The organism is Corynebacterium gottingense (assembly GCF_002285125.1).
Classification (GTDB): domain Bacteria; phylum Actinomycetota; class Actinomycetes; order Mycobacteriales; family Mycobacteriaceae; genus Corynebacterium; species Corynebacterium gottingense.
Map to the genome: position 1 here is coordinate 127,494 of NZ_NSGN01000001.1, position 25,739 is coordinate 153,232.

Genomic DNA, 25,739 nt, shown 5'->3' on the forward strand with positions numbered 1-25,739 from the left:
TATGTCGTGTTTGTTAAGGGGTCTCTCGGGTGCTGAAAAAGCCCGGTGCATGCGCATGCGCACACACCGGGCTCATCCGCTGTACCTAGTTTTACAGGTTGTCAGCGACGTGCTTGGTCATGCGCACGAACTGAGAGGTGTAGGACCACTCGTTGTCGTACCAAGAGATGACCTTCACCAGGTTGCCGTCGATGACGCGGGTCATACCAGCGTCGAAGATAGCGCCGTGGGTGTTGCCGATAATGTCGGAGGAAACCAGCGGCTCCTCGGAGTACTGCATTGCGGTGCCGAGAACCTCGTCCTCGGTGGCCTTCTTCACTGCAGCGTTGACCTCCTCAGCGGTGACGTCCTTGTTCAGCTGGACGGTCAGGTCGGTTGCGGAGCCGGTGATGGTGGGCACGCGCATTGCGAAGCCGTCGAGCTTGCCCTCGAGGTTCGGGAGCACCAGGGCGACTGCCTTTGCAGCGCCGGTGGTGGTCGGAACGATGTTCTGAGCTGCAGCGCGGGCGCGACGCAGGTCCTTGTGCGGTGCGTCCTGCAGGCGCTGGTCGCCGGTGTAGGAGTGAACGGTGGTCATCAGGCCAGACTTGATGCCGAACTCCTCGTCCAGCACCTTGGCCAGCGGAGCCAGGGAGTTGGTGGTGCAGGAAGCGGCGGAGATGACGGTCTGGTCGTTGGTGTAGGAGTCGCTGTTCACGCCCCACACGTAGGTGCCGTCGACGTTCTTGCCCGGAGCGGAGATGATGACCTTTTTCGCGCCAGCGTCGATGTGAGCCTTTGCGGTGTCGCCGGAGCGGAAGACGCCGGTGCACTCGAGCACGATGTCGACGCCAGCCTCGCCCCAAGCCAGGTTGGCCGGGTCCTTCTCAGCAGAGACCTCGATGCGACGACCGTCGACGGTAATGGAGTTCTCATCGAACTCAACATCGTGGCCGAACTGGCCGTAAGCGGTGTCGTACTTCATCAGGTGAGCGAGGGTCTCATTGTCAGTCAGATCGTTGATCTTGACAACCTCGAGCTCGCCCTGGAACTTGTCCTGGATGATGCGGAATGCAGAGCGGCCGATGCGACCGAAGCCATTGATGCCAATACGAGTAGTCACTGTAAAATTACTCCTCTTGTTGAGTCGTGTCGGTTGAGATGCAGCGCACCTCATACGGTCAGGTCTGAGAAGCGGAACCTCGTTCGGCGGGACGCTTCACCTGCGCCGATGCCGTCCACTGGCTCACTTCCTGGCCTGTCGAAATCCAGTGTAGCGACGGACCAACAACCGTGCATCGGCCTTTCCGCTTCTCGTCAACCCCACAACAACCGGACACAATCGGACGAAAATCCGGGGGTAACTTCCCCAATACCGGTGTGGGTTTTGCGCCCGGTTGACATTCTGACCGCCCCCTCCCCTTGCCAGCTACACGCCTTCAGCACGGCAAACGCGACCGCTCCCACTCCACCCATCGAACTCTAGAAAGGTGATACTGAAACAACTTTTGGGTATGGCATATCTCACACCCCCCGGAAATAGACGAGTGCGCGAGTTGTGATGTCGTTTTACTTCGCGTTCGAGACGTCGTCGTCCGCCGCGCCGCGCTCGGCCTGCTCAACCGCGGCCTGCGTGTTCGGGATTCCCAGCTCTTTCGCTTCCTTGTCAGCGAGGGAGAGCAGGCGGCGGATGCGACCTGCGACGGCGTCCTTGGTCATCTGCGGATCCGCGAGCTTGCCCAGCTCCTCGAGCGAGGCGTGGCGGTGCTCCACACGAAGATACCCCGCCTCCGCGAGGTGCTCGGGCACGTTGTCGCCCAGGATCTCCATCGCGCGCTCCACGCGGCGCGCGGCCGCGGCCGCCGCCTGTGCGGACCTGCGCGTGTTCGCGTCGTCGAACGTTGCCAGCCGCTGCCCCGATCGCGCGCGCAGCTGCTTCCGCTTGCGCTTTTCGTCCCACTCCAGGCGCGCGAGCGGTGCGCCCATCCTGCTCAGCAGGATGGCGATCGTCTCCCCGTCGCGGACGAAGACTCGCTCGATGCCACGCGTTTCTTTCGTCCGCGTCGCCACGTCAAGCCGGTGCCCCAACCCGACGAGTGCCAAGGCGGCAGTTTCCTCAGGGCACGCCACCTCGAGCGCCGCGGTGCGCCCTGGCTCAGTGAGCGAGCCGCGGGCAAGGAACGCCCCGCGCCAAGCAGCCTCCACATCCGCGATCGGGCCGGAGATGATGGTGTGCGGCATCCCTTCCACGGGATGCCCGGAGGCCGTGATCAAGCGGAGCTTCCGTACGACCTCGCGCAACCCCTCGGAAACGGTCACCACGCACTTGCGTTCCTTGCTCGCGGAGCCGGGGGCGATGACCTCGAGCGTGGTCGCGACACCGGTAGTCGCGTCAAGCAACTGCTGCAGTCGCTCGGCGACGGGGTGCTCGGCAAGTTCAACGCGCAGGACCGTACCGTGTGGCGTCTGCTCGTACGTTCCGGCGTACCGGATCATCGCCGTTGCTTCCGCAATCTGCGCGCTTGCCTGGGTGGCGCGTACGCTCAGCAGCTCATCTTTGACTTTCGCGGTCAGCGCCACCGTGGTCCTTTCCCTTCGCAGTTGATGTCTCGCAGGCCTCTCGCTTCGCACCGGGGCCAGGTGTACCGACGCCTGATTCTAGCGTGCCCGGTACAACTCCAAAATTGCCGTTGCCAACTTGTCCGGGTCGTGCTTCTCGGCCTGCTTGCCCTCCGGCACGGGCTGGTGGACATCACGGAACGCGATTTTTGCACCGAGCCGTTCCGCGGCGCGCTGGAGATGCGTGCGCTCCCCCTCGGATGGGCTGATGTGGTTGTCCGCGAGGAGGTAGTCGACCTGCAGCTCCGGCGCGTGTTGGCTCAGGACGTGGATGTGGCGCTCCGTGCTAAAGCCCGGGGTCTCCCCGGCCTGTGGCAGGAGGTTGAGCATCACCACGACCATGGCGTCCGTCTGGTTCAGCGCAGCGACGATCTCCGGAACCAGGAGGTGCGGGAGCACGGACGAAAACCAGGAGCCTGGCCCGATGGTGACGATGTCCGCATCCCGAATCGCCGCCACGGCTTCCGCGGAAGCAGCGGGCTGCTCGGGCAGCAAGCGAACCCGCCGGACAGCACCAGAGGTGGACGCCACCGCCGCCTGACCACGCACGGAGCGGAGAACGCGGGGGTCATCATCAAGCCCGGAGACATCCGCCTCGATGTCCAACGGCTGTGAGCACATCGGGATCACTCGGCCCGCGGACCGCGTCCACTTCCCCACAATGTCCAGCGCGGTCTGCATGTCGCCGAAGCGCTCCACGAGGCTCACCAGCATGAGGTTTCCTAGCGGGTGTCCCGCCATCACACCGTTTCCCCCGAAGCGGTGCTGCAGCGCCTCGCGCCACAGCTCCCCGTCCTCATCGTCCGCAGTGAGCGCGGCCGTGGCCATGCGCAGGTCCCCGGGCGGGATGATGGGGAATTCACGGCGCAAGCGACCGGAGGAGCCACCGTCGTCGGCGACGGTCACGACGGCGTTAACGTCCGTCGCTTGCGCACGCCGCGCAGCCAGCAGTGTTTGGTACAGACCATGACCGCCACCCAGGCAGGTGAACGCAAGGCGTTCGCTCGAGCTCATCGCGGTCTCCTTTCAACGGGAAGCTATGAAGAATTGGATACGGCAAGGTGGCGGGCCCTCTGACCCGCCCACCCAGTGTGATTGCGCTGCAGCGCTAGTTTCTGCAGAGGTCGCGGTGTAAGACGTTGACTTCCAGGCGTGGCTTCTGCTGCAGCCGCCGGCCGATTTCCTCTGCGACCGCGACGGACCGGTGGTGCCCGCCCGTGCACCCCACCCCGACGGTGATGAAGTCCTTGCCCTCGTGCTGGTAGCCCTCGAGCGTGCTACTGAGCAGTCGCACAAAGTTGTCGATGAACGGTTCCGCGTCCTCCCGGCTCAGCACGTAGTCCGACACCGGCTTGTCCACGCCACGGAACTCGCGTAGCTCCGGCACCCAGTAAGGGTTCGGGAGGAAGCGCACGTCGAGCACGATGTCCGCGTCGCGCGGCGAGCCGTGTTTGAACCCAAAGGATTCCAGCGTGACGTGCTGCTTCCCAGTCGCAAGCTCGCCTATCGACGCCTCAATCGAACGCCGCAGGTCGTGCACCGATTGGTTCGTCGTGTCAATGATCACGTCGGCGATGTCGCGCACCGGCTCGAGCGCCTCGCGCTCACGCTCGATGCCGTGCTGCAACGTGTCCCCGTCCTGGAGCGGGTGGGTGCGCCGCACCGAGTCGAACCTGCGGATCAGCACGTCATCACGCGCCTCGAGGTACAGGATGAACGGGGCGAACCCGAGCTTCTTGATCTCCGAGATCGTATTCATCAACGACCCGTTGAACTTCCTCGCGCGCACGTCCGTCACCACGGCGAGACGCGACACCGGGGAATCCTTCGCGGTCGACATGCCCACCAGCTCCAGAATCAGCTGCGGGGGCAGGTTCTGAGACACGAAGTAGCCCTTGTCCTCAAAAATCTTCGCAGCGGTGGAAAGCCCGCCGCCGGACAAGCCGGTAATGATGACCGGGTGGAGCGGTTGGTCCTGGTGCTGAGTCATACGGCCATCCTAACGGAACTCGGACCGCGCCTGTCCCAGTCTGCGGAGGAACTTGCAGCGAGGGCTCATTCTCCCTTGTGCAGGTGCTCGTAAATCGTCGCGGCCAGCTTCGGCCCAACGCCGTTGACCTCTTCGATCTGCTCAACGGACGCCGCTTTCATCTTCTTCACGCTGCCAAAGTGCTTGACCAGCTCCGACCGTCGGGAGGGCCCGAGGCCAGGGATCGCGTCCAGGGCGGAGGAACGCATGCGCTTGGAGCGCTGCTGGCGGTGGTACGTGATGGCAAAGCGGTGGGCCTCGTCGCGGATCTGCTGGAGGAGATACATGCCCTCCGAGTTGCGCGGCAGGATCACCGGCTCGTCATCGTCCGGGACCCAGATTTCCTCGAGGCGCTTGGCCAGGCCGATGAGTTGGACATCGACCACGCCAAGCTCGTCGAAAATTGCCTGCGCGGCATCGACCTGGGGCTTGCCGCCATCAACGATGAACAGCTGTGGCGGATACGCGAACCGCTTGTTATTGGTCGTTTCCACCTCGGAGGCTTCCTCCGCGAACATCACTGCGGCAGACTCCTCGTCCGGGTTGGCCAGCTTGTCCTCGTTGTAGCGCTTGAAGCGGCGGCTGGTCACCTCGGCGATCGAGCCGACGTCGTTGGAGTGACCGTCGCCGGCGGCTTCCTTGATGCGGTAGCGTCGATAATCTTGCTTCTTGGGCAGGCCATCCTCAAACACGACGAGCGAAGCCACCACGTCGGTGCCCTGGATGTGCGAAATATCCGTGCACTCCATCCGAAGCGGCGCCTCCTCCATGCCAAGCGCGTCCTGGATGTCCTGGAGCGCCTGGGAACGGGCGGTGAGGTCGCCGACCCGCTTCAGCTTGTGCTGGTGCAGCGCATCGGCGGCGTTCTTGCGCACGGTCTCCATCAGGGCCGCCTTGTCACCGCGCTGCGGGACGCGGATGTTCACCTGTGCGCCGCGCAGGCCCTCGAGCAGCTTCGTGACTTCCTCTTCCTCGTCCGGCATCGCGCACACGAGGATCTCCTTGGGCACCGGAACTGGCGAGCGCACCTCCGCGTGCGATTCCTGGTCCACGCCGCGGCGTTTGATGGTCTCCGCGGCCCGACGGGCGTCCTCCGCCTGTTCCTGCTTTTGGCGCTCCACCGCGTCGGAGTAGTACTGCACGAGGAAGTTCTGCACGAGCACGGGCAGCGCAGGATCTGGCCCATCCCCGTCGAGGCGCTCCGCGGAGCCGGGCTCGTCGCCAGACTTCTCCACCACCCAGCCGCGCTGCGAGCGGATGCGGCCGCCGCGGACATTGAAGATCTGCACCGCGGCTTCCAATTCGTCCGTATCGAAGGCGATGATGTCCGCATCCGTATCGGGGCTGAGCACGACCGTTTGGCGCTCCATGACCTTTTTGACGGCGCCGAGGTCGTCGCGAAGCCGCGCGGCCTTCTCAAACTCGAGGTGCTCCGCGGCGGACTCCATCTGCGCAGTCATATCGCGCACGACCTTGTCCGTGTTGCCGGACATAAACCCCATAAAGCCAGCAACGATGTCTTCGTATTCCGACTCGTCGACCCGGCCCACGCACGGCGCGGCGCACTTGTCGATGTACCCAAGCAGGCAGGGGCGCCCCAACGTTTCGTGGCGGTTATACACGCCGTTGGAACAGGTGCGGATGGGAAACACCCGGGTGAGCAGGTCAAGCGTTTCGCGCACTGCCCACGCGTGGGAATACGGGCCGAAATAGCGCACCCCCTTCCGCTTGGGCCCGCGATAGAAGAAGGCTCGCGGGTACCGCTCTCGCACGCTCACGGCGAGCATCGGGTACGTCTTATCATCCCGATACATCACGTTGAACCAAGGATCGAACCTCTTGATCCACGTGTACTCGAGCTGGAGCGCCTCCACCTCGCTGGCCACCACGGTCCACTCCACCGAGGCCGCGGTGAACACCATCTGCCTGGTGCGCGGGTGCAGGTGCTCGGGCGGCTGGAAGTAGTTGTTCAGCCTTGCGCGAAGGCTTTTAGCCTTGCCCACGTACACGACACGACCATTCGCGTCGCGGAACTTATACACTCCCGGCTCCGTCGGAATGGTCCCTGGGGCCGGGCGGTAGTCCTTCGGGTTCGCCACGTGGGCGCTCCTCCTTCACACATCGGCGACAGGAGGTTAATCCTGCGGCATGTACTTCGCTTCAAGCTCTCGGAATTGGCCAACGGTGCGCAACGCGCGCTCCTTGTCTCCGGATTGGATGGCCCACAGCGGGACGTACTCAAAGTCCGGGAGTTCAAGGCGCGCCATGCGGGCACCCTTGGGGAACGAGAGTCCGTAGACCACGAGCCAGGGGTAGAACCTCGTCCCGATGATGTTGGAGACCTCCACGCCGTCTTCATTAGCGCGAACGCGAGGGCGGGTCAGGAAGTACCAGGACAAGGCGGAGATGATGAGTCCGACGCCGATGAACGCGAACTTGTCCACGCCGGTGATGGCCACCCCGGTGAACTTCACGTCCACGACGGCCGACATAAAGATGTGTACAGCCATCACCACAATGATCCAGACGATGGCCACACGCCTGAGAAACGGCGACTTCGCCGTGAATTCCCACGGCTTGGACGACGTCACCGCGTGGGGGTCGAGAGCGTTGAGGTACGCGAGTTCTTCGTCGCTGAGCTTCCTCGATTGGGTCGTATCCTCCGACACTCGCTTCTCCCTTTCCTGCCTCGTCTATAGGTGTGCTGCGTTGGGGTACCAGGAACCTGCTACGGGTCCCTTCGGATACTAGTCCCGCTCGTGCAGCGCCCGTACTTTGCCCAGCTCGACTGCGGCGCTGAGCGCGGCTCGTACGGCCAACGCTCCCCTGTCTTCCTTCGCGTCCTCGCCGCCAGAGCGCTCGTAGGCCTGGTCCTCGTCCTCGACGGTGAGCACACCGTTGCCCACCGGAGTGCCCTCGTCCAGCGACACCCTGGTCAGGCCGCTGGTTACGGAGTCGCACACGACCTCGAAGTGGGCCGTCTCGCCGCGGATCACGCACCCGAGGGCGACCACCGCGTCGTAGCGGCGCGCGCACGCCTGGGTCACCACGGGGAGCTCCATCGCGCCATCCACGAGGTACTCATCTGCCTTCGCCCCGAGCTCGCGCGCGGTATCCCGAGCGCGCTCGCGCATCATGTCCACAATGCGTGCGTTCCAGCGAGTCGCCACAATGGCGAGGGTGTACCCCTCAGAGTTCGGGGAATAGTCCTCCGGCGCACCGGAAGCGGTCATGCGTACAACACTCCTTCAACGCGCGTACTGCGCGAGGCGTAGGTCCCGGGCCGGCGCCCGTCGCAACGCGCGCGCCCTGGGATGAGATGGGTTTTGCGACAGACTGACAGGGTTCAGGATACGTGTCAACTCACGGAACCGGGACCGCTGGCCGCCTCCTGTGCCAGTTCGCGCAGTCGCTCTACCGCCTGCGCAGGGTCGTCGGCGCCGAACACGGCGGAGCCCGCGACGAACGCGTCGACGCCAGCCTCCGCGGCTTGGGCGATGGTCGCGTTGCCGATCCCGCCGTCGATGCCGATGATGGTGTCCAAGCCCTCCGCGGCAATGTGGTCGCGCAACGTCATCACCTTGCGCAACACCTCGGGCATAAACTTCTGCCCGCCAAAGCCGGGCTCCACGCTCATCACCATGACCTGATCAAACTCCGACACCGAGTCGAGGTACGGCTCGATTGGGGTGCCAGGCTTGATGGCAAAGCCAGCCTGGACGCCGAGCTCACGGCACTGGCGCGCCGCGGCAACGTGGTCCCTGGTCGCCTCCACGTGAAAAATCAGCCGGTCGCCGCCCGCCTCGACATAGGTGGCGAACCACCGCTCCGGCTCCTCGATCATCAGGTGCATGTCCAGGAACTGGTCGGTGACACCGTCGACGGCTTTAGTCACGTCCGGCCCGAACGAGAGGTTGGGCACGAAATGACCGTCCATGATGTCCACGTGGAGCAGGTCTGCCGAGGGGACTTTCCGCACGTCCGCGCCAAGATTGGCGTAGTCGGCGGCCAGGATGGAGGGAGCGATGTAGATCATGCCGCCAAGCCTACTTCTTGCGTAGGACCGCGAAGAACATCGCGTCGGTGCCGTGCCGGTGTGGCCACATCTGCACGCTCGGAAATTCGCCTGTGTGCTCCATGCCGCAGGCGAACTCGGCGGCGTCGAGTTCCTCAACCCCGCCGTCACCCAGCGCCGCGTCGACCACACCGCGCGTCTCCCGCAGGTCCGGCGAGCAAGTGGAGTACACGATGACGCCGCCGGGGCGCGCCAGGCGAATCGCGGAGGCAAGAAGCTCGGACTGCAGGGTGGTCAGCTCGGCGATGTCTCGCTCGGACTTGGTCCAGCGCGCCTCCGGGCGACGGCGCAGCGCGCCAAGACCGGAGCAGGGGGCGTCGACAAGCACTCGGTCGTAGCCCGGTGCGAGACCAGGATCGCGGCCGTCCGCGGTGTGAACGCGGACCGGGAGACCGTCGGTTGCCTTGCGGACGAGCTCGGCGCGGTGCGCGCTGCTCTCCACGGCGTCGACCGACGCGCCGTCAATGCGCGCGAGCGCGCCCATCAGCGCCGCCTTGCCGCCGGGCCCCGCGCACAAGTCAAGCCATTTGCCTTGATCTCCCTCGACGGGTACCTCGGCGACGGCCCGTGCGATGAGCTGCGAGCCCTCGTCCTGCACGGCGGCGAGCCGCTCACGAACTGGCTCGAGCTGACCGGGATCGCCCTCATCGAGGTACACCGCGTACGGGGAGTAAGTCCCTTCCTCCCCACCGATGCTCAGTGCCAGCTCCTCGGCAGAGAGCTCGCCGGGCCGGGCGACCAGGTGCACAGTGGGGCGAGCCGAATCCGACTCGAGGGCGCGCTCCAGCTCGGCCAGCTGGTCGGGCGAGGATTCGCTGTCGAGCCCGAGCGCGGCGAAGAAGGAGCGTGCGATCCAGGCCGGGTGCGCGTGGCGGAACGCCGCCGCCTCCAGCGCGCCGGAGGGCGTGAGCCGGTCAAACCACTGCTGTGGCGTGGAGCGGTCGATCGTGCGCAGGATGCCATTGGCAAAGCCCTTCGCTTTGCCTTGGCCGGCGGCCTCGACCAGCCGCACCGACGTGTCCACCGCCGCGTGCGAGGACACACGGGTGTAGAGCAGCTGGTAGGTGCCCAGGCGAAGCGCCGCCAGCACCCGCGGGTCGATCCGGTCCAACTCACGCGAGGAGTTCTCCGCGATCACCGCGTCCAGCACGCCCTGCGTGCGCAGCGCACCGTACGTCAGCTCGGTGGCAAACGCCGCGTCGCGCCCGGAGATCTTGCGCTCCCGCAGCAGCGCCGGCAGCGCCAGGTTCGCGTACGCGCCTTCCTCGCTCACACGGAGCAGCACGTCAAAGGCCGCCTCTCGCGCCGCGTCTCCGGTGCGCGTAGCAGGACCCCGCTTGTTGGCGCCACCACGCCGGCTCGCCTGGCCGCGGCGGTCACCGCGGCCGTTTTTCTGCCCCTTGCGCTCGGGCTCCTGGTTGCGCGCTGTCTCCTGGCTGCGCCGCCCTGCCGAGCGGGATCGGAATCCTCCGCTCATGCGAACACCACTCCCTGCTCAATCTGCGCCGGCTGCAGGCCGCGGCCCCAGTCGGCGGCGTTCATCCGCTTCTTTCCCGGCGGCTGGATCATGCCCAGCACCACGTCCTGCGTCGCAGTGCCCACGACAACCCGGTTTTTTTCCACTCGCACCGCGCCGGGCGCGAGCGTGTCTTCGCCGGTAAGCGCGACGGGGCCCAGCTTGTAACGGTCGTCGCCCACTGTCGTCCACGCGCCGGGTCCCGGGGTGTGTGCGCGCACGGCGCGGTCGATGTCGGCGGCGGGTGCGGACCAGTCCACGCGGGCGTCTGCGGGCACGATCTTGGGCGCGTAGGTGGCCTCCCCCGATTGCGGCGTGGGTGTGACCGTGCCATTTTCGAGCCCCGTCATGGTGTCCACGAGGAGGTCCGCGCCGGCGTAGGCCAGGCGCGTGAGCAGATCGTCAGCGGTGTCCTCCGCGCTGATGGTCTCGGAGATGGTGCCGAGGACCTCGCCGGTGTCCAAACCTTTGTCGATGCGGAAGGTGCTCGCGCCCGTCTCCGTATCACCCGCGAGGATCGCGGACTGGACCGGCGCCGCGCCGCGCCACCGTGGCAGGAGCGAAAAGTGCAGGTTGACCCACCCGTGCCTTGGTATGCCCAGCATGTCCTCGGGGATGAGATTGCCGTACGCCACCACCGGGATTGCGTCCGGTGCCAGCGCCGTGAGTCGGTCCCGAATCTCCTCGTTTTCGCGCAAGCTCTCCGGTGCCAGGACCTCGATGCCGTGCTCGACCGCGAGCGCCTTGACCGGCGAGGGGTGCAGCGTACGGCCGCGCCCACGCCGCGCGTCGGGCCGAGTGAGCACCGCCACGACCTCGTGCTGTGAATCAATGAGTCGCTGCAACGCCACCACCGCTGGTTCCGGGGTGCCGGCGAACACTAGCCGCATATCCTTCTCCTCCCCCGGTCGCCCGGGCTTATCGACGTCACCGCCCCGCACCACTCGTGCGCCGCAGGCAGCGTTTGCCCGCCCAGTCTACTGCTCCACCGCGGCGCCTAACCCACGTCTATCGGGTTGACCTGAACGCGCAGGGGAAGGGTCTGCCGCCGCGCCGCCCGGTTGATCAGTCCGGTGCGGAGCGCCGTACCAAGCGCGGCGCGGCCATGGAGCGGTGAGCGCACGAGCATCCGCTGGGCCGGGCCGTACTCGCCCCGGTCCCATTCACCCGGGACGTCGATTCCCGGCGGGAGGTCGACCGGACCGAGCACCTCCGCGTGGTCCGGCAACTCCACGTTGCCAAAGAAGTCGTCCAACGCCTTGCGCGGCGCGTCCACCACAGCGATGTGCACCGCGGGCGGGAAGCGGGCGTCCCGCCGCTGCGCCAGCTCGAGTGCCGCGTGCCCGCGGGCGTCCCACCGGATGAGATGCTGCACGACCGGGAGCGACGGCTCCGCGACCACGACAACCTCGCCGCCGTCGGCGTGCGGCTGCACGAGCGCGGCAGCGGCCGCCCACTTGGCGTACGTGTCCTCCACCGCCCGCAGGTCCGGCCGCTGCAGCAGCGCCCACACGTCCAGCAGCACGGCCGCGCCGTAGCCTCCTTCCGCAACCGGCTCAGCCCCCGGGGTGGCCACAATGATCGCCGGCTCCGCAGGCACGGCATCCAGGACCTTGTCGCCCCACGATGTGCGCACCCGGAACTGCGCGAACGCCCTGCCAAGCTCCTCTGCCGTGCGCTCGGTGCCCAGCACCATCGCGCGCACCCGTTTCGACCCGCACTCCGGACACACGTGCGCCGGGTCCATGCGGCCGCACCACCGACACGTCGGCGCCGACGCCTCGCCGCCGGCGGGCAGGCCGAGCGGGCCGTTGCACCACCTGCAGCGCGCCGGCGCGCGGCACTGCCCGCAGGCCAGGGACTGGATGTAGCCGGTGCGCGGGACCTGGAAGAGCACCGGCGTCCCGCGGCGCAGCGCAGCGCGCGCGGCCATGAAGGCCGCCGACGGCATCCTTGCCTGCCGCGCCCGGGGGTCCCGCTCCATAGCGGCGTCCGAGTCCCCCGCCGCGTGGATGCGTGGGCTGACCTGCCGGAGCACCGCCCGCGGGGCGAGCAGCTCGTGCATCCAACCGCGCTCCACAAACAGCTGCGTTTCCGCGGTCCGCGCATGCCCGCCGATGATCAGCGGCACCTGCTCCTGCGCCGAGCGGGTGGTGAGTACTTCGCGTGCGTGAGCGTAGGGCGCGCGGGGGTCGACCAGGCTCTCGTCCCCATCGTGCATGAGCACTATCAACCGCAAGTTGCGCACGGGGGCAAACGCCGCCGAGCGGGTCCCCACCACGATCCGGCCCTGGCCGTGCAAGATCGAGAGGTAGCGCGAGTACCGTGCCTGCGGCCCCTGCTTCGCGGTGAGCGTGGTCACCTGGCGCGCCGAAACGTGCTCGCGCAGCGCTGCTTCGCACCGGTCCACGTCGCGCTGGTCGGGCACGACGACGAGCGCGCCGCCCCCGCTGAGCGCGACCTTCGCGGCGAGCGCCCCCACTGTCGCGGCCCAGTCCTCGCCAGGCACGACCTGCCAGGCGGCGCGTGCGAGTTTCCCGTCCAGGACTGCGTCGACAAAGCTCTCCCCATATTGATAGGAGCTCCACGCAGAGAGGTCTGGCTCGGTCGCCTCCCCCAGCTCGTCCCAGGGCGTCGACGTATCGGTCTCCTCGGCTTTGGCGTGGCGCGCCGGGATGGCGGAGCGGTAGATGTCGGAGCGGACGCCGGCGTAGCGCTGCGCGAGGGCGTCGATAAGCAAGCGCAACTGCTCTGGCGCGACGACCTCCGGCGAGATGACGCGCTCGATGAAGCGAAGGTTCCCCTCGTGCGAGGAGACCGCAGTGCGCTCGAGCACAATCGCGTCCACCAGTCGGCCCGCAAAGCGGATCCGCACCCGCACCCCGGGCTGCGCGGCCTCGGAGTCGCCCTCCGTGACCAGGTAGTCGAAGGGGCGGTCCAGCTGCGCCAGGCCCAACATCGGCAGCACCCGCGCGACGGGGTACTGGGTTGCGGGCGACGACGACATGGTGCCCGAGTTTAGCGCACTAGCTGGCGGCGGCCTTGAGCTCCTCCGCCTTGTTCAACTGCTCCCACGGCAGCTCCACATCGGTGCGGCCGAAGTGCCCGTACGCTGCGGTTTGGGCGTAGATCGGGCGCAGCAGGTCAAGCTCGCGGATGATCGCGGCAGGTCGGAGATCAAAGACCTTCTCCACGGCCTGCTGGATCGTGGCATCCGTCTGGCCCTCGGCGGCGGTGCCGAAGGTCTCCACGTACAGGCCCACCGGGGTGGCGCGACCAATGGCGTACGCCACCTGGACCTCGACGCGCTCTGCCAGGCCCGCGGCGACGATGTTCTTGGCCACCCAGCGCATTGCGTACGCGGCCGAGCGGTCCACCTTTGAGGGGTCCTTGCCCGAGAACGCGCCGCCGCCGTGGCGGGCCATGCCGCCGTAGGTGTCCACGATGATCTTGCGGCCGGTCAGCCCGGCGTCCCCCATCGGGCCGCCGAGCACAAACGAACCGGACGGGTTCACCAGCAGCTTCGTGTCCGGCGTGTAGTACTGCTCCAGACCGGCGTCCTTGACTACCCACTCGAGCACCTCGGTACGCAGAGCGTTGCGCAGCGCATCGCCGGTGAAGTCCGGGTCGTGCTGCGTGGAAATCACCACGGTGTCCAGCGCGACGGGGGTGTTGCCGTCGTAGGCGAAGGTGACCTGGGTCTTGCCGTCGGGACGCAGGCCCACCACTTTGCCCAGCTTGCGCACCTCCGTGAGCCTGCGCGACAGGCGGTGCGCGGTGGAAATGGGAAGCGGCATATACTCCGGCGTTTCATTCGTGGCGTACCCAAACATGAGGCCCTGGTCGCCGGCACCGGCCTGATCGTCCGCCTCCGCGGAGGACTGCTCGCGGACCTCCTGCGAGGTCGACACGCCCTCCGAAATCTCCAGCGACTGGTCACCGATCGCGATATTGACGCCGCACGTACGCCCGTCGAACCCCACCTCGGACGACGTAAAGCCGATGCCGACCAGCTTGTCGCGCACGATCTTCGCAATGTTGGAGTACGCCGTCGTGTTGACCTCGCCGACCACGTGCACCTGTCCGGTGGTGACCAGGGTCTCTACAGCCACGCGCGCTGCCGGATCCTGCGCGAGCATGTCATCCAGGATGGCATCCGAGATGGCATCGCAGATCTTATCGGGGTGGCCCTCGGTCACCGACTCGCTGGTGAACAAACGGTAGTAAGGATCAGTAGACAAAATGGTCTCGCTTTCGGTGCAGCACTGTTTCGTATCTCATCGCCGTGCGGGCGAAGCGCGAGCGGGGCGAACGCTTATCGACGCCACCTCGCCCCACGCGAACGAACACCACGATAGACCAAGCTGTCTAAATTGGCAACGTTATGCTTCCGTGTCGTGCCCCGCGGCCTCAATCGCGCTCCAGATCTGCGCCGCGACCTCGTGCTTGGTGCCGTCCTCAATCGTGGCGACCCCGCCGTCGCGCGACAGCAACCACCCCGAGTTCCGGGCTTGCCCAAACACCTTGCCGCCCGAGACGTCGTTGACCATCAGGAGGTCCGCACCCTTGCGTGCCAGCTTTGCCTTGCCATACTCCAGCGCGTTATCTGTCTCAGCCGCGAACCCCATAATCGCCGCCGTCGTCTCCCCGTTGTCACGCATGTCAACGAGCCCACGCAGAATGTCCGGGTTTTCTACCAGCTCGATGCGCTCTAGCGACGCATCCGCCTGTCCCTTCTTCAGCTTCGAGGTCGCCTCGTGCGCCGGGCGATAGTCCGCCACGGCGGCGGCCATGATCACCACATCCGCCTCGGGAGCACGCGAGCGCATCTCGCGCTCCATGTCGCGGGTCGAGGTCACCCGTACCACGTCTGCACCAGCCGGGGTCTCCAGCGCCTCCGTGTTTCCCGCAACCACAGTGACCTGCGCCCCCTTGTGCGCGGCAATATCGGCCAGCGCAAAGCCCTGGCGCCCGGAGGACCGATTGCCCACGTACCGGACCGGGTCGATGTTTTCCTGCGTGCTCCCGGCGCTGACCAGCACGCGCTTGCCCTCCAGCGGGCGGCCCAGCGGCCCGGTCGTGGCGACCGTGCGCGCGAGCTCCGCAATCGCCTGCGGCTCGAGCAACCGGCCGGGGCCAGAGTCCTTCCCGGTCAGCCGCCCGTGCGCGGGCTCCAAGACCGTCACCCCGCGGCTGCGTAGCGTGGCCACGTTCGCTTGCGTGGCAGCGTTGTGCCACATCTCCGTGTGCATCGCCGGTGCCACGACGACGGGGCACGTGGCCACGAGCACCGTCGCGGTCAGGAGGTCGTCTGCGCGCCCCCCTGCAATGCGCGCGATCACGTCCGCCGTCGCCGGGGCCACCACAATCAGGTCAGCCTCCTGACCAATGCGAACGTGCTGCACCTCATCGACACGCTCGAAAACACCGGTGTCCACCGGGTGTCCGGACAGCGCCTCGAACGTGGCGGCGCCGACGAATTTGAGCGCGTTGGCGGTCGGGACCACGCGGACGTCATCCCCCGCCTCTTTGAAGTCTCTGATCAGGTGGCAGGCTTTGTATGCGGCGATACCGCCGGCGACGCCGACGACTACGTTGCGTTGACTCATGGTGGCCTAGTCTACGCAAACGGCACCACCCGCAAGCCCAATGCAGGCTTACTCGGTGGTGCCGATTCGATGTCTCAGGCGACGCGGTGCCGCCGAGGCGTTACTGGCCCTCTTCGTGCTCGAGGAGACCAGCCTGGATCTCACGCAGCGCGATGGACAGCGGCTTCTCCCCCGCTTCCGGGGTGACCAGCGGGCCGACGAACTCAAATACGCCGTCCTCGGAATCCTGGTAGAAGCTGTTGATCTGGCGTGCGCGCTTCGCGGCGAAGATAACCAGTGCGTACTTGGACGACACCTTGGTCAGCAGCTCATCAATCGGAGGCGCAGTAATGCCTTCGGGTGCGTCGTAGGACTTGTCCTCGGTAGCTTCCGGGGCTGCCTGCGACGGTTCCTCAGTAATGTTGCTCACTAAAAACCTACTCGCTTGTGTTGTTGTTCGATGTGTTCATCAGGATGCTGGCAATTGCCGCGACGGCCGAATCCACGTCATCGTTGACCACAACGCTATCAAACTCATCCTGAGCGTTGAGCTCTTCACGAGCCGTGGTGAGACGACGCTGAATCACGTCCTCGGTCTCGGTGCCACGCCCGGACAGGCGCTGCACCAGAATCTCCCACGACGGCGGGGCAAGGAACACCGTTCTTGCCTCCGGCATCAACTGCTTGATGTTGCGAGCCCCGGCGAGGTCAACCTCCACGAGCACGGGGCGACCGGCCGAGAGGGCCTCACGGACCGGACCGGACGGGGTGCCGGAACGCTGCAGACCGCCGTGAATGTCGGCCCACTCCAGCATCTCCCCCGCGTCAATCCGGCGCTGGAATTCATCAGCGCTGACGAAGAAGTAGTCCTCCCCGTCGACCTCGCCAGGGCGGGGTGCCCTGGTGGTCATGGAGACGGAGAAGTAAAGATCCGGGACGTCGCTGACAAGCCGCCGCACCACTGTCGATTTCCCTACAGCGGAGGGCCCGGCCAGGACGACCAGGCTCCCACGCGGCGCTGTCTCAGCCATCTCTAGTCCTCGGAGAAGCCGAAACGCTCCAGCAGGGCGCGACGCTGACGCTCACCCAGGCCGCGCAGACGGCGGGTCTGTGCGATTTCCAGCTCTTCCATGATCTCGCGGGCCTTGACCTTGCCCACCTTCGGCATGGCCTCGAGCAGTGCGGAGACCTTGGTCTTACCAATGATCTCGTCGGACTCAGCCTTGTCCAGCACGTCCTTGAGGTCGGTGTCGCCGCGCTTCAGCGAAGCCTTCAGCTCTGCGCGCTGCTTACGTGCCTCGGCTGCCTTTGCAAGTGCTGCCTTACGCTGCTCATCAGTCAACTGTGGAAGTGCCACTGGTTCCTCCATGTGTGTAGTAGTACGTATCGGTCCAGTTCTACCGAAGCCGTCAAGCCGAGACCACCACACGAATCCACACGGCCGTTCAACAGCCCGAATGCCATCCGTGCAACTCTCAGTTCTGGCTAAGTGTAGCACTGGGTCAGATCCTCCGCGCCGACGCGCGCCGGGGAGCGTGCCCCGGCCACCGCACCGCAACCGCGGCCCGATGCGTCAAACGATTTAACCACGTCAACGCGTTGACGGAACTAAACTACCAGGGTTTTTGCCCAGAAGCGCAAACGACCCCGGCAAAGCTCCTATTTTGCCAGCTCACCGGCCCGGTCACGAAGTTTCCCCACGTCAGGGCCAGCGCTGAGCACGGACCGCGAGACGTTCGGAAACACCAGCCGAGCCTGCGCGCCGGCGATGCGCGCCACGTCATCCATCGTGGCGCCCTGCGCGCCCACCCCGGGCATGAGCACCGGCGCGTTGAGGTGATCGAGCAGGGGCGGCTTGCCGACGGTCGCGCCCACCACGACCCCAACGTGACCGACGTGACCGATTCCGGAGTCGGAATCGCTGTTGTACGCCGCGCACCCGTCGACCATGTACTGGGAGATCGTGCGGTCGTCGATAAGCGAGCTCTGGAACGCCTCCGCCTCCGGGTTTGAGTTCGCGGCCATGATGAACACGCCCTTGCCGTGCTCGCCGGCCAACTCGATGGCGGGCTCCAGCGAGCCGACGCCGAGGTATGGCGTCAGCGTGACCGCGTCGGCCTCCAGCGGAGCGCCCGGCTCCAGCCAGGCGGCCGCGTAGCCGGCCATGGTCGAGCCGATGTCGCCGCGCTTCGCGTCTGCCACCGAGAGGGTGCCGCGCTCGCGCAGCGACGCCAGCGTCTCCTCCAGGACCGCAAAGCCACGCGCACCGAAGCGCTCAAAGAACGCGACCTGCGGCTTCACCAGGGCGACGTACCCGGCGAACGCCTCGACGCAGATCTCCGCGAAGCGGCGCAAGCCGTCGACGGAATCTGGGAGGCCCCACTGCTTAAGCAGCGCGGCGTGCGGGTCGATGCCGACGCACAGCCGACCGTGGCGCTCGCCCGCGGCGACGAGACGTCCGCCGAACCCGGGCTGCGGGGCGCTACTCGGCATCGGCGCTCGCCTCTTCCTTGGCTGCGTGCTCGAGCTCCTGCAGGCTCATCACGGTGATCTCGTTGTCCCGGATCGCCTCGATGCCCTGCACGGCCGCGGTCACGCCCTGCACCGTGGTCATGATCGGCACGCCAGCGACGACGGCCGCCGCGCGGATGTCGTACCCGTCGTGGCGGGCGCCGGAGGAACCGGCCGGGGTGTTGAGGATCAGGTCGATCTCGCCGTCGTTAATGCGGTCCACAATCGAGGTCCCCTCGCCGCCCTCGCGCACCTCGGAGGCCTTCTGGGCGACCTCGCACTCGATGCCGTTGCGGCGCAGCATCTGGGCGGTGCCGGCCGTAGCCACCACCTTGAAGCCCATGGTGTACAGGCGCTGGATCGGGAAGATGAGGGTGCGCTTGTCGCGGTTGGCCACCGAGACGAAGACAGTCCCCTCGGTGGGCAAGGCGCCAAACGCTGCTGTCTCCGCCTTCGCGTACGCCACGCCGAAGGACGGGGCAAGGCCCATCACCTCGCCCGTGGACTTCATCTCCGGGCCAAGGATGGTATCCAGCAGCGAGCCGTCTGGGCGACGGAAGCGCGTGAACGGGAGGACCGCCTCCTTCACCGCGATCGGGTGCTCCAGCGGGAGGGAGCCGCCGTCGTAGTCCGACGGGATCAGGCCCTCCTCGCGCAGCTGCGCGATGGAGGCGCCCATCATGATGCGCGACGCGGCCTTGGCCAGGTGCACGCCCGTCGCCTTCGACACGAACGGGACGGTGCGCGAGGCGCGCGGGTTTGCCTCGATGACGTAGAGGATGTCGTCCTTCAGCGCGAACTGCACGTTCATCAGGCCCTTGACGCCGATCCCGTGCGCCAGCGCCTCCGCGGAGCGGCGCACCTTGGCAATGTCGTCCGGGCCGAGTGTCATCGGCGGCAGCGCGCAACCGGAGTCGCCGGAGTGGATGCCCGCCTCCTCGATGTGCTCCATGACGCCGCCGAGGTAGACCTCGTCGCCGTCGCACAGCACGTCCACGTCGATCTCGATCGCGGAGTCCAGGAAGCGGTCCACTAGCACCGGGTGGTCCGGCGTCAGCTCGGTGGCGCGCTCAATGTAGTCGTGCAGGCTCGCCTCGTCGTAAACGATCTCCATGCCGCGGCCGCCCAGCACGTAGGAGGGGCGCACGAGCACCGGGTAGCCAATGCCGTTGGCCACCTCGCGGGCCTCATCGAAGGACGTGGCCGTGCCGTAGGCCGGTGCCGGCAGGTTCGCTGCGGTGAGCACGTCGCCGAACTCGCCGCGGTCCTCCGCCAGGTCGATGGCTTCCGGGCTGGTGCCCACGACGGGCACGCCGGCATCCGCAAGTCGCTGCGCCAGGCCCAGCGGGGTCTGGCCACCAAGCTGGACAATCACACCAGCCACCGTGCCGGACGCCTGCTCGGCGCGGTAGATTTCCATGACGTCCTCGAACGTCAGCGGCTCGAAGTAGAGGCGGTCTGCGGTGTCGTAGTCGGTGGAGACGGTCTCCGGGTTGCAGTTGACCATTACCGTCTCGTAGCCAATGCGCGACAGCTCAAGGGCCGCGTGCACGCAGGAGTAGTCGAACTCGATGCCCTGGCCGATGCGGTTCGGGCCGGAGCCGAGGATGATGACCTTCTCGCGGCCGGTCTCGGCGACCTCGGACTCCGCGTTCGGGTCCATCTCGTAGGCCGAGTAGTGGTAAGGCGTCTGCGCCTCGAACTCACCCGCGCAAGTGTCCACCGTCTTGAACACGGGGTGGATGCCCAGCGACCAGCGCAGGGAGCGCACGCCGTCCTCGCCGGCCAGCTCCGGGCGCAGCGCGGCGATCTGGGCGTCGGATAACCCGTACGTCTTGGCCTCGCGGAGGAGGTCGGCGTCGAGCACGGGGGCGTCGGCAAGCGTGCTTCTGAAGTCCACGAGCGCCTGCAGCTCGGCGAGGAACCAGGGGTCGATACCGCTGGCCTCGTGGACGAGTTCGATCGACGCGCCGAGGCGCAGTGCCAGCTCGACGTCGTACATGCGCTTGTCCGTCGGCGTCTTCAGGTCATCCAGCACGGCGTTGAGGTCCTGCTCGCGGCCTTCCGCGAAGTACTCGTCGGGCCTGGTCCAGAAACCGTTCGGCTTGTCTTCCATCGAGCGCATGACCTTGTTCAGGCTCTGAATGTAGTTGCGGCCAATGCCCATGGCCTCGCCGACCGCCTTCATGGAGGTGCCGAGGGTGTCGTCGCTGCCCGGGAACTTCTCAAACGCAAAGCGCGGCATCTTGGCAATGACGTAGTCCAGAGTCGGCTCGAACGCCGCCGGGGTCTCGCCGGTGATGTCGTTGGTGATCTCGTCGAGGGTATAGCCGATGGCCAGCAGCGAGGCGATCTTTGCAATCGGGAAGCCAGTGGCTTTCGACGCCAGCGCGGACGAGCGCGAGACGCGGGGGTTCATCTCGATGGTGATGATGCGGCCGTCATCCGGGTTGACCGCGAACTGAATATTGCAGCCGCCGGTGTCCACGCCGACCTCGCGGATGATCGCGATGCCCTGGTTGCGCATGGTCTGGTACTCGCGGTCGGTGAGCGTCAGCGCGGGCGCCACGGTCACGGAATCGCCGGTGTGCACGCCGAGCGCGTCAACGTTTTCAATGGACGCGATGACCACGACGTTGTCGTCGCCGTCGCGCATGAGCTCCAGCTCGTACTCCTTCCAGCCGAGGATGGATTCCTCGATGAGCACGTTGGCCTCCGGGCTGGCCTCTAGGCCGCCACCGGCGATGCGGTCCAGGTCCTCCATGGAAAACGCCAGGCCGGAGCCGAGTCCACCCATGGTGAAGGACGGGCGCACGACGACGGGCAGTCCCAGCTCGGCGACGGTCTCGTGGACCTCGTCCATGTTGAAGCAGACTCGGGAGCGCGCAGACTCGCCGCCGATTTTGGCAACGATGTCCTTGAACTTCTGGCGGTCTTCGCCGCGCTCGATGGCGTCAATATTTGCGCCGATGAGCTCCACGCCGTGCTTGGCCAGGATGCCCTGGCGGTCCAGCTGGATCGCAGCGTTGAGGGCGGTCTGGCCGCCGAGGGTTGCCAGGATGGCGTCCACCGGGTTGCCCTGCTCGGCCTCGCGGGCGAGGATCTTGTCAATGTATTCGGGCTCGATCGGCTCGACGTAGGTGTGGTCGGCGAACTCCGGGTCGGTCATGATGGTGGCCGGGTTGGAGTTGATGAGGGTCACGCGCAGACCCTCCTCCTTGAGCACGCGGCACGCCTGGGTACCCGAGTAGTCAAACTCGCAGGCTTGACCGATGACGATTGGCCCGGAACCGATAACCAGGACGTGGTTGATGTCGTTGCGTTTCATCGTGAATTCTCCCTTGTGTTTCCTGGTTCCTGGTTACTGTGCGTTCGGGCTGTGCTGCTGCATGAGCTCGATGAACTGATCAAACAGCGGGTTCGCGTCGTGCGGTCCGGCGGCAGACTCCGGGTGGAACTGCACCGAGTACGCCATGCCGTTTTCCAGCGCGACGCCCTCCACGGTGTCGTCGTTCAGGCAGGTGTGCGACACCACGGCCGGGCCGAAGTCGGTGTCGAACTTCTCGCCCACGCCAACGCCGTCCGGCGCCTTCAGCGCGAAGCCGTGGTTCTGCGAGGTGATGTCGATCTTGCCGGTCAGGTGGTTCTTCACCGGCACGTTGATGCCGCGGTGGCCGAACTTCATCTTGAAGGTCTCCAGCCCCAGCGCGCGGCCGAGGATCTGGTTGCCAAAGCAGATGCCAAACAGCGGCAGCTTCTGTTCGAGGACCTTGCGGGTGATGTCCACCATCTCATCGGCGGTCGCCGGGTCGCCCGGACCGTTGGAGATGAATACGCCGTCCGGGTTGTACTGAGTGATCTCCTCAAAGGGAGTGTTCGCAGGCACGACGATTGTCTCCACCCCGCGCTTGGCCAGGTGGTTCGGGGTCGCCGTCTTCACGCCCATGTCGTACGCCACGACGGTGAAGCGCTTCTCCCCTTGCGCCTTGACCGTATACGGCTCGTCCGCGCTGACCTCGGCGGACAAGTCGGCTCCAGCCATGCTCGGCTGCTCGTTCACCAGCGCCACAAGCTTATCGACGCTCTGTGCGGCGTCCTCCCCCACAAAAATGCCAGCCGGAATGGAACCGAAATTGCGCAGGTGGCGCACCACGGAGCGGGTGTCAATGCCGCTGATGCCCACGATGCCCTGGTTGCGCATCTCCTCTTCCAGCGAACGCTCCGCGCGCCAGCTGGAGACCCGCTTGGACAGGTCGCGGATGATCAGGCCGGCGACCCAGATGCGGTTGCCGCGGGACTCATTGTCCTCGTCGTTCCAGCCGGTATTGCCAATCTGCGGTGCCGTCATCACGACGATCTGGCGGTGGTAGGACGGGTCCGTCATCGTCTCCTGGTAGCCGCTCATGCCAGTGGTGAAGACGGCTTCGCCGTACACCGGCTCGCTCGTCGCGGAGTCCTGCGAGTCGCAATCAGCCGAGACGGCGCCAAAAGCGGTTCCGCGGTAGACGTTGCCGTCTCCGAGCACGAGTGCCGCAGGGATTCGAGATTCAGTCATGGTGGTTCCTTACTTCGTGCTGGTTGTGGTGTCGCTTGGGGTGGCGCGGTAGGTCACCTCGCCGCGCAGCAGCGTCAGTGCCACGCTAGTGGAAAACTCGGTGCCCTCGTAGGGTGTGTTCGAGGCCTTCGAGCGGAGCTCCTCGCCGTGTACGGTCCACGCGGCACCCGGGTCCACGAGCACCAGGTTGGCGGGCTCGCCCTCCGCAATCGGCCGGCCCTGGTCGGCCAGGCGCAGGATCTCCGCGGGGCGCTCGCTCATTACCTTGGCCACAAAGCGCCAATCTGCCAGCCCGGATTCGACGAAGACCTTGGCAATGATGGCTAGCGAGGTCTCCAGCCCGAGCATGCCCGGCTTCGCGTGTTCGAACTCCACGCACTTGTCCTCGGAGCCGTGCGGCGCGTGGTCAGTGGCTACGACGTCCACGGTGCCGTCGAGCAGCGCGTCGCGCAGCGCGACCGTGTCGCGGGACTCGCGAAGCGGCGGGTTGACGCGGAAGACGCCGTCGTAGGTTTCCAGCTTCTCGTCCGTGAGGAGCAGGTGGTGCGGGGTAACCTCGGCGCTTACCGCAATGCCCTGGGACTTCGCCCACCGCAGCAGTTCCACGGTGCCCTCGGTCGAGGCGTGGCAGATGTGCAGGCGCCCGCCGTAGTCGCGCGTCATGATCACGTCGCGTGCCACCACCGATTCCTCGGCGACGCGCGGCCAGCCGCCCAACCCGAGTCGTGCGGCCACCTCGCCCTCGTGCGCGACCGAGTCCGCGGTCATGCGGTGGTCCTCGGCGTGCTGAGCCAGCAGGACGTCGTACGCCTTCGCGTACTCCACCGCGCGGCGCATCACCTGCGGGTTGTTGACGCACTTTCCGTCGTCGGAAAACATCCGCACGTGGCCGCGGCTCATCAGGCCGATCTCGCTGAGCTGCTCACCTTGAAGCCCCTGCGTGATCGCGCCAACAGGGTACACGTCGCACTTCCCGTAGGCCTGGCCCTTTTCCCACACGGCGTCAGCCAAAAACGGCTGATCAATCACCGGGCTAGTGTTCGCCATGGTGAAAACGGCGGTGAACCCACCCTTCGCGGCGGCGTCAGAGCCGGTGGCGATGGTCTCGGTGTCCTCGCGGCCCGGCTCGCGCAAGTGGACGTGCATGTCCACCAGGCCCGGCAGCAGCACCTTCCCCTGCGCGTCGATGACCTCGGCGTCCTTGACGCTCTCGGCGTCGTTGACGTCGAGTTCGGTGCCGATGGCGGTGATCACGCCGCCGTCGATAAGCACCTGCACCTCGTCCTCGCCGTACGGGCGCACGTTCTTCAGCAGAATCTTTGCCATTTACTTTTCCTCTCCCGCAAGCAGCGTAAACAGCACGGCCATGCGCGTGTAGACACCGTTGGTTACCTGCTGCAACACCGCCGTGTTCTGGCGCTCCGCAACAGCAAAATTGATTTCCATTCCGCGCAACATCGGGCCCGGGTGCATGATGATCGCGCCGTCCTTCATGCGGTCCGCGCGAGCCGCGCTCAGCCCGTACAGCGAGGCGTACTCGCGGTGCGAGGGGAAGAAGCCGCCGTGCATGCGCTCGGCCTGCACGCGGAGCATCATCACCACGTCCGCGTCCGCAATCTCCGCGTCCAAGTCGTAAGCCACGCGCGCTGGCCAGTGCTCGACCCCGGTGGGCAGCAGGGTTGGCGGCGCGACCAGCACGACCTCCGCGCCGAGCAGCGTGAGCAGGTCAACGTTGGAGCGGACCACGCGCGAGTGCACGATGTCGCCCACGATGACCACCTTGCGCCCGGCGATCTCGCCGATGCGCTGGCGCATGGTCACCGCGTCCAGCAGGGCCTGGGTCGGGTGCTGGTGTTTGCCGTCGCCGGCGTTAATGATGCTGGTCTCCGGCAGCCACTTCGTGAGCAGCTTCGCGGCACCGGATGCGGAGTGTCGCATGATGATGGCATCGGCGCCGACCGACTGCACCGTGAGCGCCGTATCTTTGAGGGATTCGCCCTTCTTCACCGAGGAGCTGGAAGCGGAAATGTTGATCACGTCCGCGCTCATCCATTTGCCCGCGGTCTCGAACGAGGAGCGCGTGCGGGTGGAGTTCTCGTAGAAGAGGGTGAAGATGGTGCGCCCACGGAGCGTGGGCAACTTCTTGATGTCGCGGCCGTCCAGGGCTTCCTTGAAGCGGTCGGCCTCATCCATGATCGCGATGGCGTCGTCGCGGGTGAGATCCGCGATGTCAACGAGGTGTTTCATGCTACTTCGCCTCTCCTTCGGCGGCCGGTGCGGTCCGGCTCAGCGTGACCGCGTCGCGGGCATCAATCGGCGTGAGCGTGACGGTCACGTCCTCCGTGAGCGCGGTCGGGATGTTCTTGCCCACGTAGTCGGCGCGGATGGGCAGCTGCCTGTGCCCGCGGTCCACCAGCACCGCGAGCTGGATCGCGGCCGGGCGGCCGATGTCGCGCAGCGAGTCGAGCGCTGCCCGGATGGTGCGACCGGAATAGAGGACGTCGTCCACGAGGATCACCGTCGCGCCGTCAAGCGGCGCGGGGATGCTTGTGGGGCGCAGCGCGCGGTGCGGCTTGTCGCGCAGGTCGTCCCTGTACAGGGTCACGTCGAGGCTGCCAACGGGGACCTCCACGCCGGAGAACTCCTCGACGGACGCGGCGATCCGCTGCGCCAACGGCACGCCCCCGGAGGGGATGCCAAGGAGCAATACTGGCGACGCCGGTGCGTCGCTCGCCTCTGACTTCAGCGCCGAATCCAGCGCCGTCTTTTCAATGATCTGGTGCGCGATGCGTGCGATTGTGCGCGCGACGTCGTCTGCAGTCAGCAGCTCTACGGTCGCGCGGTTGTCTTCACTCATCATGCCTCCT

22 protein-coding genes are annotated in these 25,739 nt (G+C 66.4%); all 22 read right to left on the reverse strand.

Features of this window, described 5'->3' with window-relative positions; genetic code table 11:
• Positions 1-91: 91 nt before the first annotated feature.
• Positions 92-1,102 carry a type I glyceraldehyde-3-phosphate dehydrogenase gene (gap, locus tag CKJ82_RS00615; protein ID WP_095276446.1) on the reverse strand — a complete coding sequence of 337 codons (1,011 nt, stop codon included), beginning with the start codon at positions 1,100-1,102 and terminating at the stop codon, positions 92-94.
• Between the two features lie 446 nt (positions 1,103-1,548).
• Positions 1,549-2,559 carry a DNA-binding protein WhiA gene (gene whiA, locus CKJ82_RS00620; RefSeq protein WP_095536616.1) on the reverse strand — a complete coding sequence of 337 codons (1,011 nt, stop codon included), beginning with the start codon at positions 2,557-2,559 and terminating at the stop codon, positions 1,549-1,551.
• Positions 2,560-2,637: 78 nt separating this feature from the next.
• Positions 2,638-3,612, reverse strand: coding sequence for a gluconeogenesis factor YvcK family protein (locus CKJ82_RS00625; RefSeq protein WP_095536617.1), 975 nt, complete (start codon positions 3,610-3,612; stop codon positions 2,638-2,640).
• A gap of 94 nt (positions 3,613-3,706) precedes the next feature.
• Complete coding sequence (gene rapZ, locus CKJ82_RS00630) at positions 3,707-4,588, reverse strand: RNase adapter RapZ (RefSeq protein ID WP_095276437.1); 882 nt, start codon at positions 4,586-4,588, stop codon at positions 3,707-3,709.
• Between the two features lie 65 nt (positions 4,589-4,653).
• On the reverse strand, positions 4,654-6,726 hold the full coding sequence (gene uvrC, locus CKJ82_RS00635; protein ID WP_095536618.1) for an excinuclease ABC subunit UvrC: 2,073 nt from the start codon (positions 6,724-6,726) through the stop codon (positions 4,654-4,656).
• Positions 6,727-6,762: 36 nt separating this feature from the next.
• The gene (locus tag CKJ82_RS00640) at positions 6,763-7,296 is read right to left on the reverse strand and encodes a PH domain-containing protein (RefSeq protein WP_095536619.1); all 534 of its coding nucleotides are present in this window, start codon (positions 7,294-7,296) and stop codon (positions 6,763-6,765) included.
• Between the two features lie 78 nt (positions 7,297-7,374).
• The gene (gene ribH / locus CKJ82_RS00645) at positions 7,375-7,860 is read right to left on the reverse strand and encodes a 6,7-dimethyl-8-ribityllumazine synthase (RefSeq protein WP_095536620.1); all 486 of its coding nucleotides are present in this window, start codon (positions 7,858-7,860) and stop codon (positions 7,375-7,377) included.
• A 125-nt stretch (positions 7,861-7,985) separates the two neighbouring features.
• Positions 7,986-8,663, reverse strand: a complete 678-nt coding sequence (gene rpe, locus CKJ82_RS00650; RefSeq protein WP_095536621.1) for a ribulose-phosphate 3-epimerase — start codon at positions 8,661-8,663, stop codon at positions 7,986-7,988.
• A gap of 10 nt (positions 8,664-8,673) precedes the next feature.
• Positions 8,674-10,179, reverse strand: coding sequence for an RsmB/NOP family class I SAM-dependent RNA methyltransferase (locus CKJ82_RS00655; RefSeq protein ID WP_095536622.1), 1,506 nt, complete (start codon positions 10,177-10,179; stop codon positions 8,674-8,676).
• The gene (gene fmt, locus CKJ82_RS00660) at positions 10,176-11,108 is read right to left on the reverse strand and encodes a methionyl-tRNA formyltransferase (RefSeq protein WP_095536623.1); all 933 of its coding nucleotides are present in this window, start codon (positions 11,106-11,108) and stop codon (positions 10,176-10,178) included. Before fmt ends, CKJ82_RS00655 begins: the two co-directional genes overlap by 4 nt.
• A gap of 107 nt (positions 11,109-11,215) precedes the next feature.
• Positions 11,216-13,225, reverse strand: coding sequence for a primosomal protein N' (locus tag CKJ82_RS00665; protein WP_095536624.1), 2,010 nt, complete (start codon positions 13,223-13,225; stop codon positions 11,216-11,218).
• A 19-nt stretch (positions 13,226-13,244) separates the two neighbouring features.
• On the reverse strand, positions 13,245-14,459 hold the full coding sequence (gene metK / locus CKJ82_RS00670) for a methionine adenosyltransferase (protein ID WP_415528340.1): 1,215 nt from the start codon (positions 14,457-14,459) through the stop codon (positions 13,245-13,247).
• A gap of 141 nt (positions 14,460-14,600) precedes the next feature.
• On the reverse strand, positions 14,601-15,827 hold the full coding sequence (gene coaBC, locus CKJ82_RS00675; RefSeq protein ID WP_095536626.1) for a bifunctional phosphopantothenoylcysteine decarboxylase/phosphopantothenate--cysteine ligase CoaBC: 1,227 nt from the start codon (positions 15,825-15,827) through the stop codon (positions 14,601-14,603).
• 100 nt (positions 15,828-15,927) lie between these two features.
• Positions 15,928-16,227: a DNA-directed RNA polymerase subunit omega gene (gene rpoZ / locus CKJ82_RS00680; RefSeq protein WP_144717015.1), complete on the reverse strand. Its 300-nt coding sequence runs from the start codon at positions 16,225-16,227 to the stop codon at positions 15,928-15,930.
• A 16-nt stretch (positions 16,228-16,243) separates the two neighbouring features.
• The gene (gmk, locus tag CKJ82_RS00685; protein WP_095276404.1) at positions 16,244-16,837 is read right to left on the reverse strand and encodes a guanylate kinase; all 594 of its coding nucleotides are present in this window, start codon (positions 16,835-16,837) and stop codon (positions 16,244-16,246) included.
• Between the two features lie 2 nt (positions 16,838-16,839).
• A complete protein-coding gene (mihF, locus tag CKJ82_RS00690) occupies positions 16,840-17,163 on the reverse strand; it encodes an integration host factor, actinobacterial type (protein WP_095276401.1) in 324 nt (107 codons plus the stop codon).
• Positions 17,164-17,465: 302 nt separating this feature from the next.
• Positions 17,466-18,299: an orotidine-5'-phosphate decarboxylase gene (gene pyrF, locus CKJ82_RS00695; RefSeq protein WP_095536628.1), complete on the reverse strand. Its 834-nt coding sequence runs from the start codon at positions 18,297-18,299 to the stop codon at positions 17,466-17,468.
• Complete coding sequence (carB, locus tag CKJ82_RS00700; RefSeq protein ID WP_095536629.1) at positions 18,289-21,645, reverse strand: carbamoyl-phosphate synthase large subunit; 3,357 nt, start codon at positions 21,643-21,645, stop codon at positions 18,289-18,291. The genes pyrF and carB overlap by 11 nt, the downstream gene beginning before the upstream one ends.
• 33 nt (positions 21,646-21,678) lie before the next feature.
• The gene (gene carA, locus CKJ82_RS00705; RefSeq protein ID WP_095536630.1) at positions 21,679-22,872 is read right to left on the reverse strand and encodes a glutamine-hydrolyzing carbamoyl-phosphate synthase small subunit; all 1,194 of its coding nucleotides are present in this window, start codon (positions 22,870-22,872) and stop codon (positions 21,679-21,681) included.
• Positions 22,873-22,881: 9 nt separating this feature from the next.
• Positions 22,882-24,198, reverse strand: coding sequence for a dihydroorotase (locus CKJ82_RS00710; RefSeq protein WP_095536631.1), 1,317 nt, complete (start codon positions 24,196-24,198; stop codon positions 22,882-22,884).
• On the reverse strand, positions 24,199-25,119 hold the full coding sequence (locus CKJ82_RS00715) for an aspartate carbamoyltransferase catalytic subunit (RefSeq protein WP_095536632.1): 921 nt from the start codon (positions 25,117-25,119) through the stop codon (positions 24,199-24,201).
• 1 nt (position 25,120) lies between these two features.
• Positions 25,121-25,729, reverse strand: coding sequence for a bifunctional pyr operon transcriptional regulator/uracil phosphoribosyltransferase PyrR (pyrR, locus tag CKJ82_RS00720; protein ID WP_095536633.1), 609 nt, complete (start codon positions 25,727-25,729; stop codon positions 25,121-25,123).
• Between the last annotated feature and the right edge of the window lie 10 nt (positions 25,730-25,739).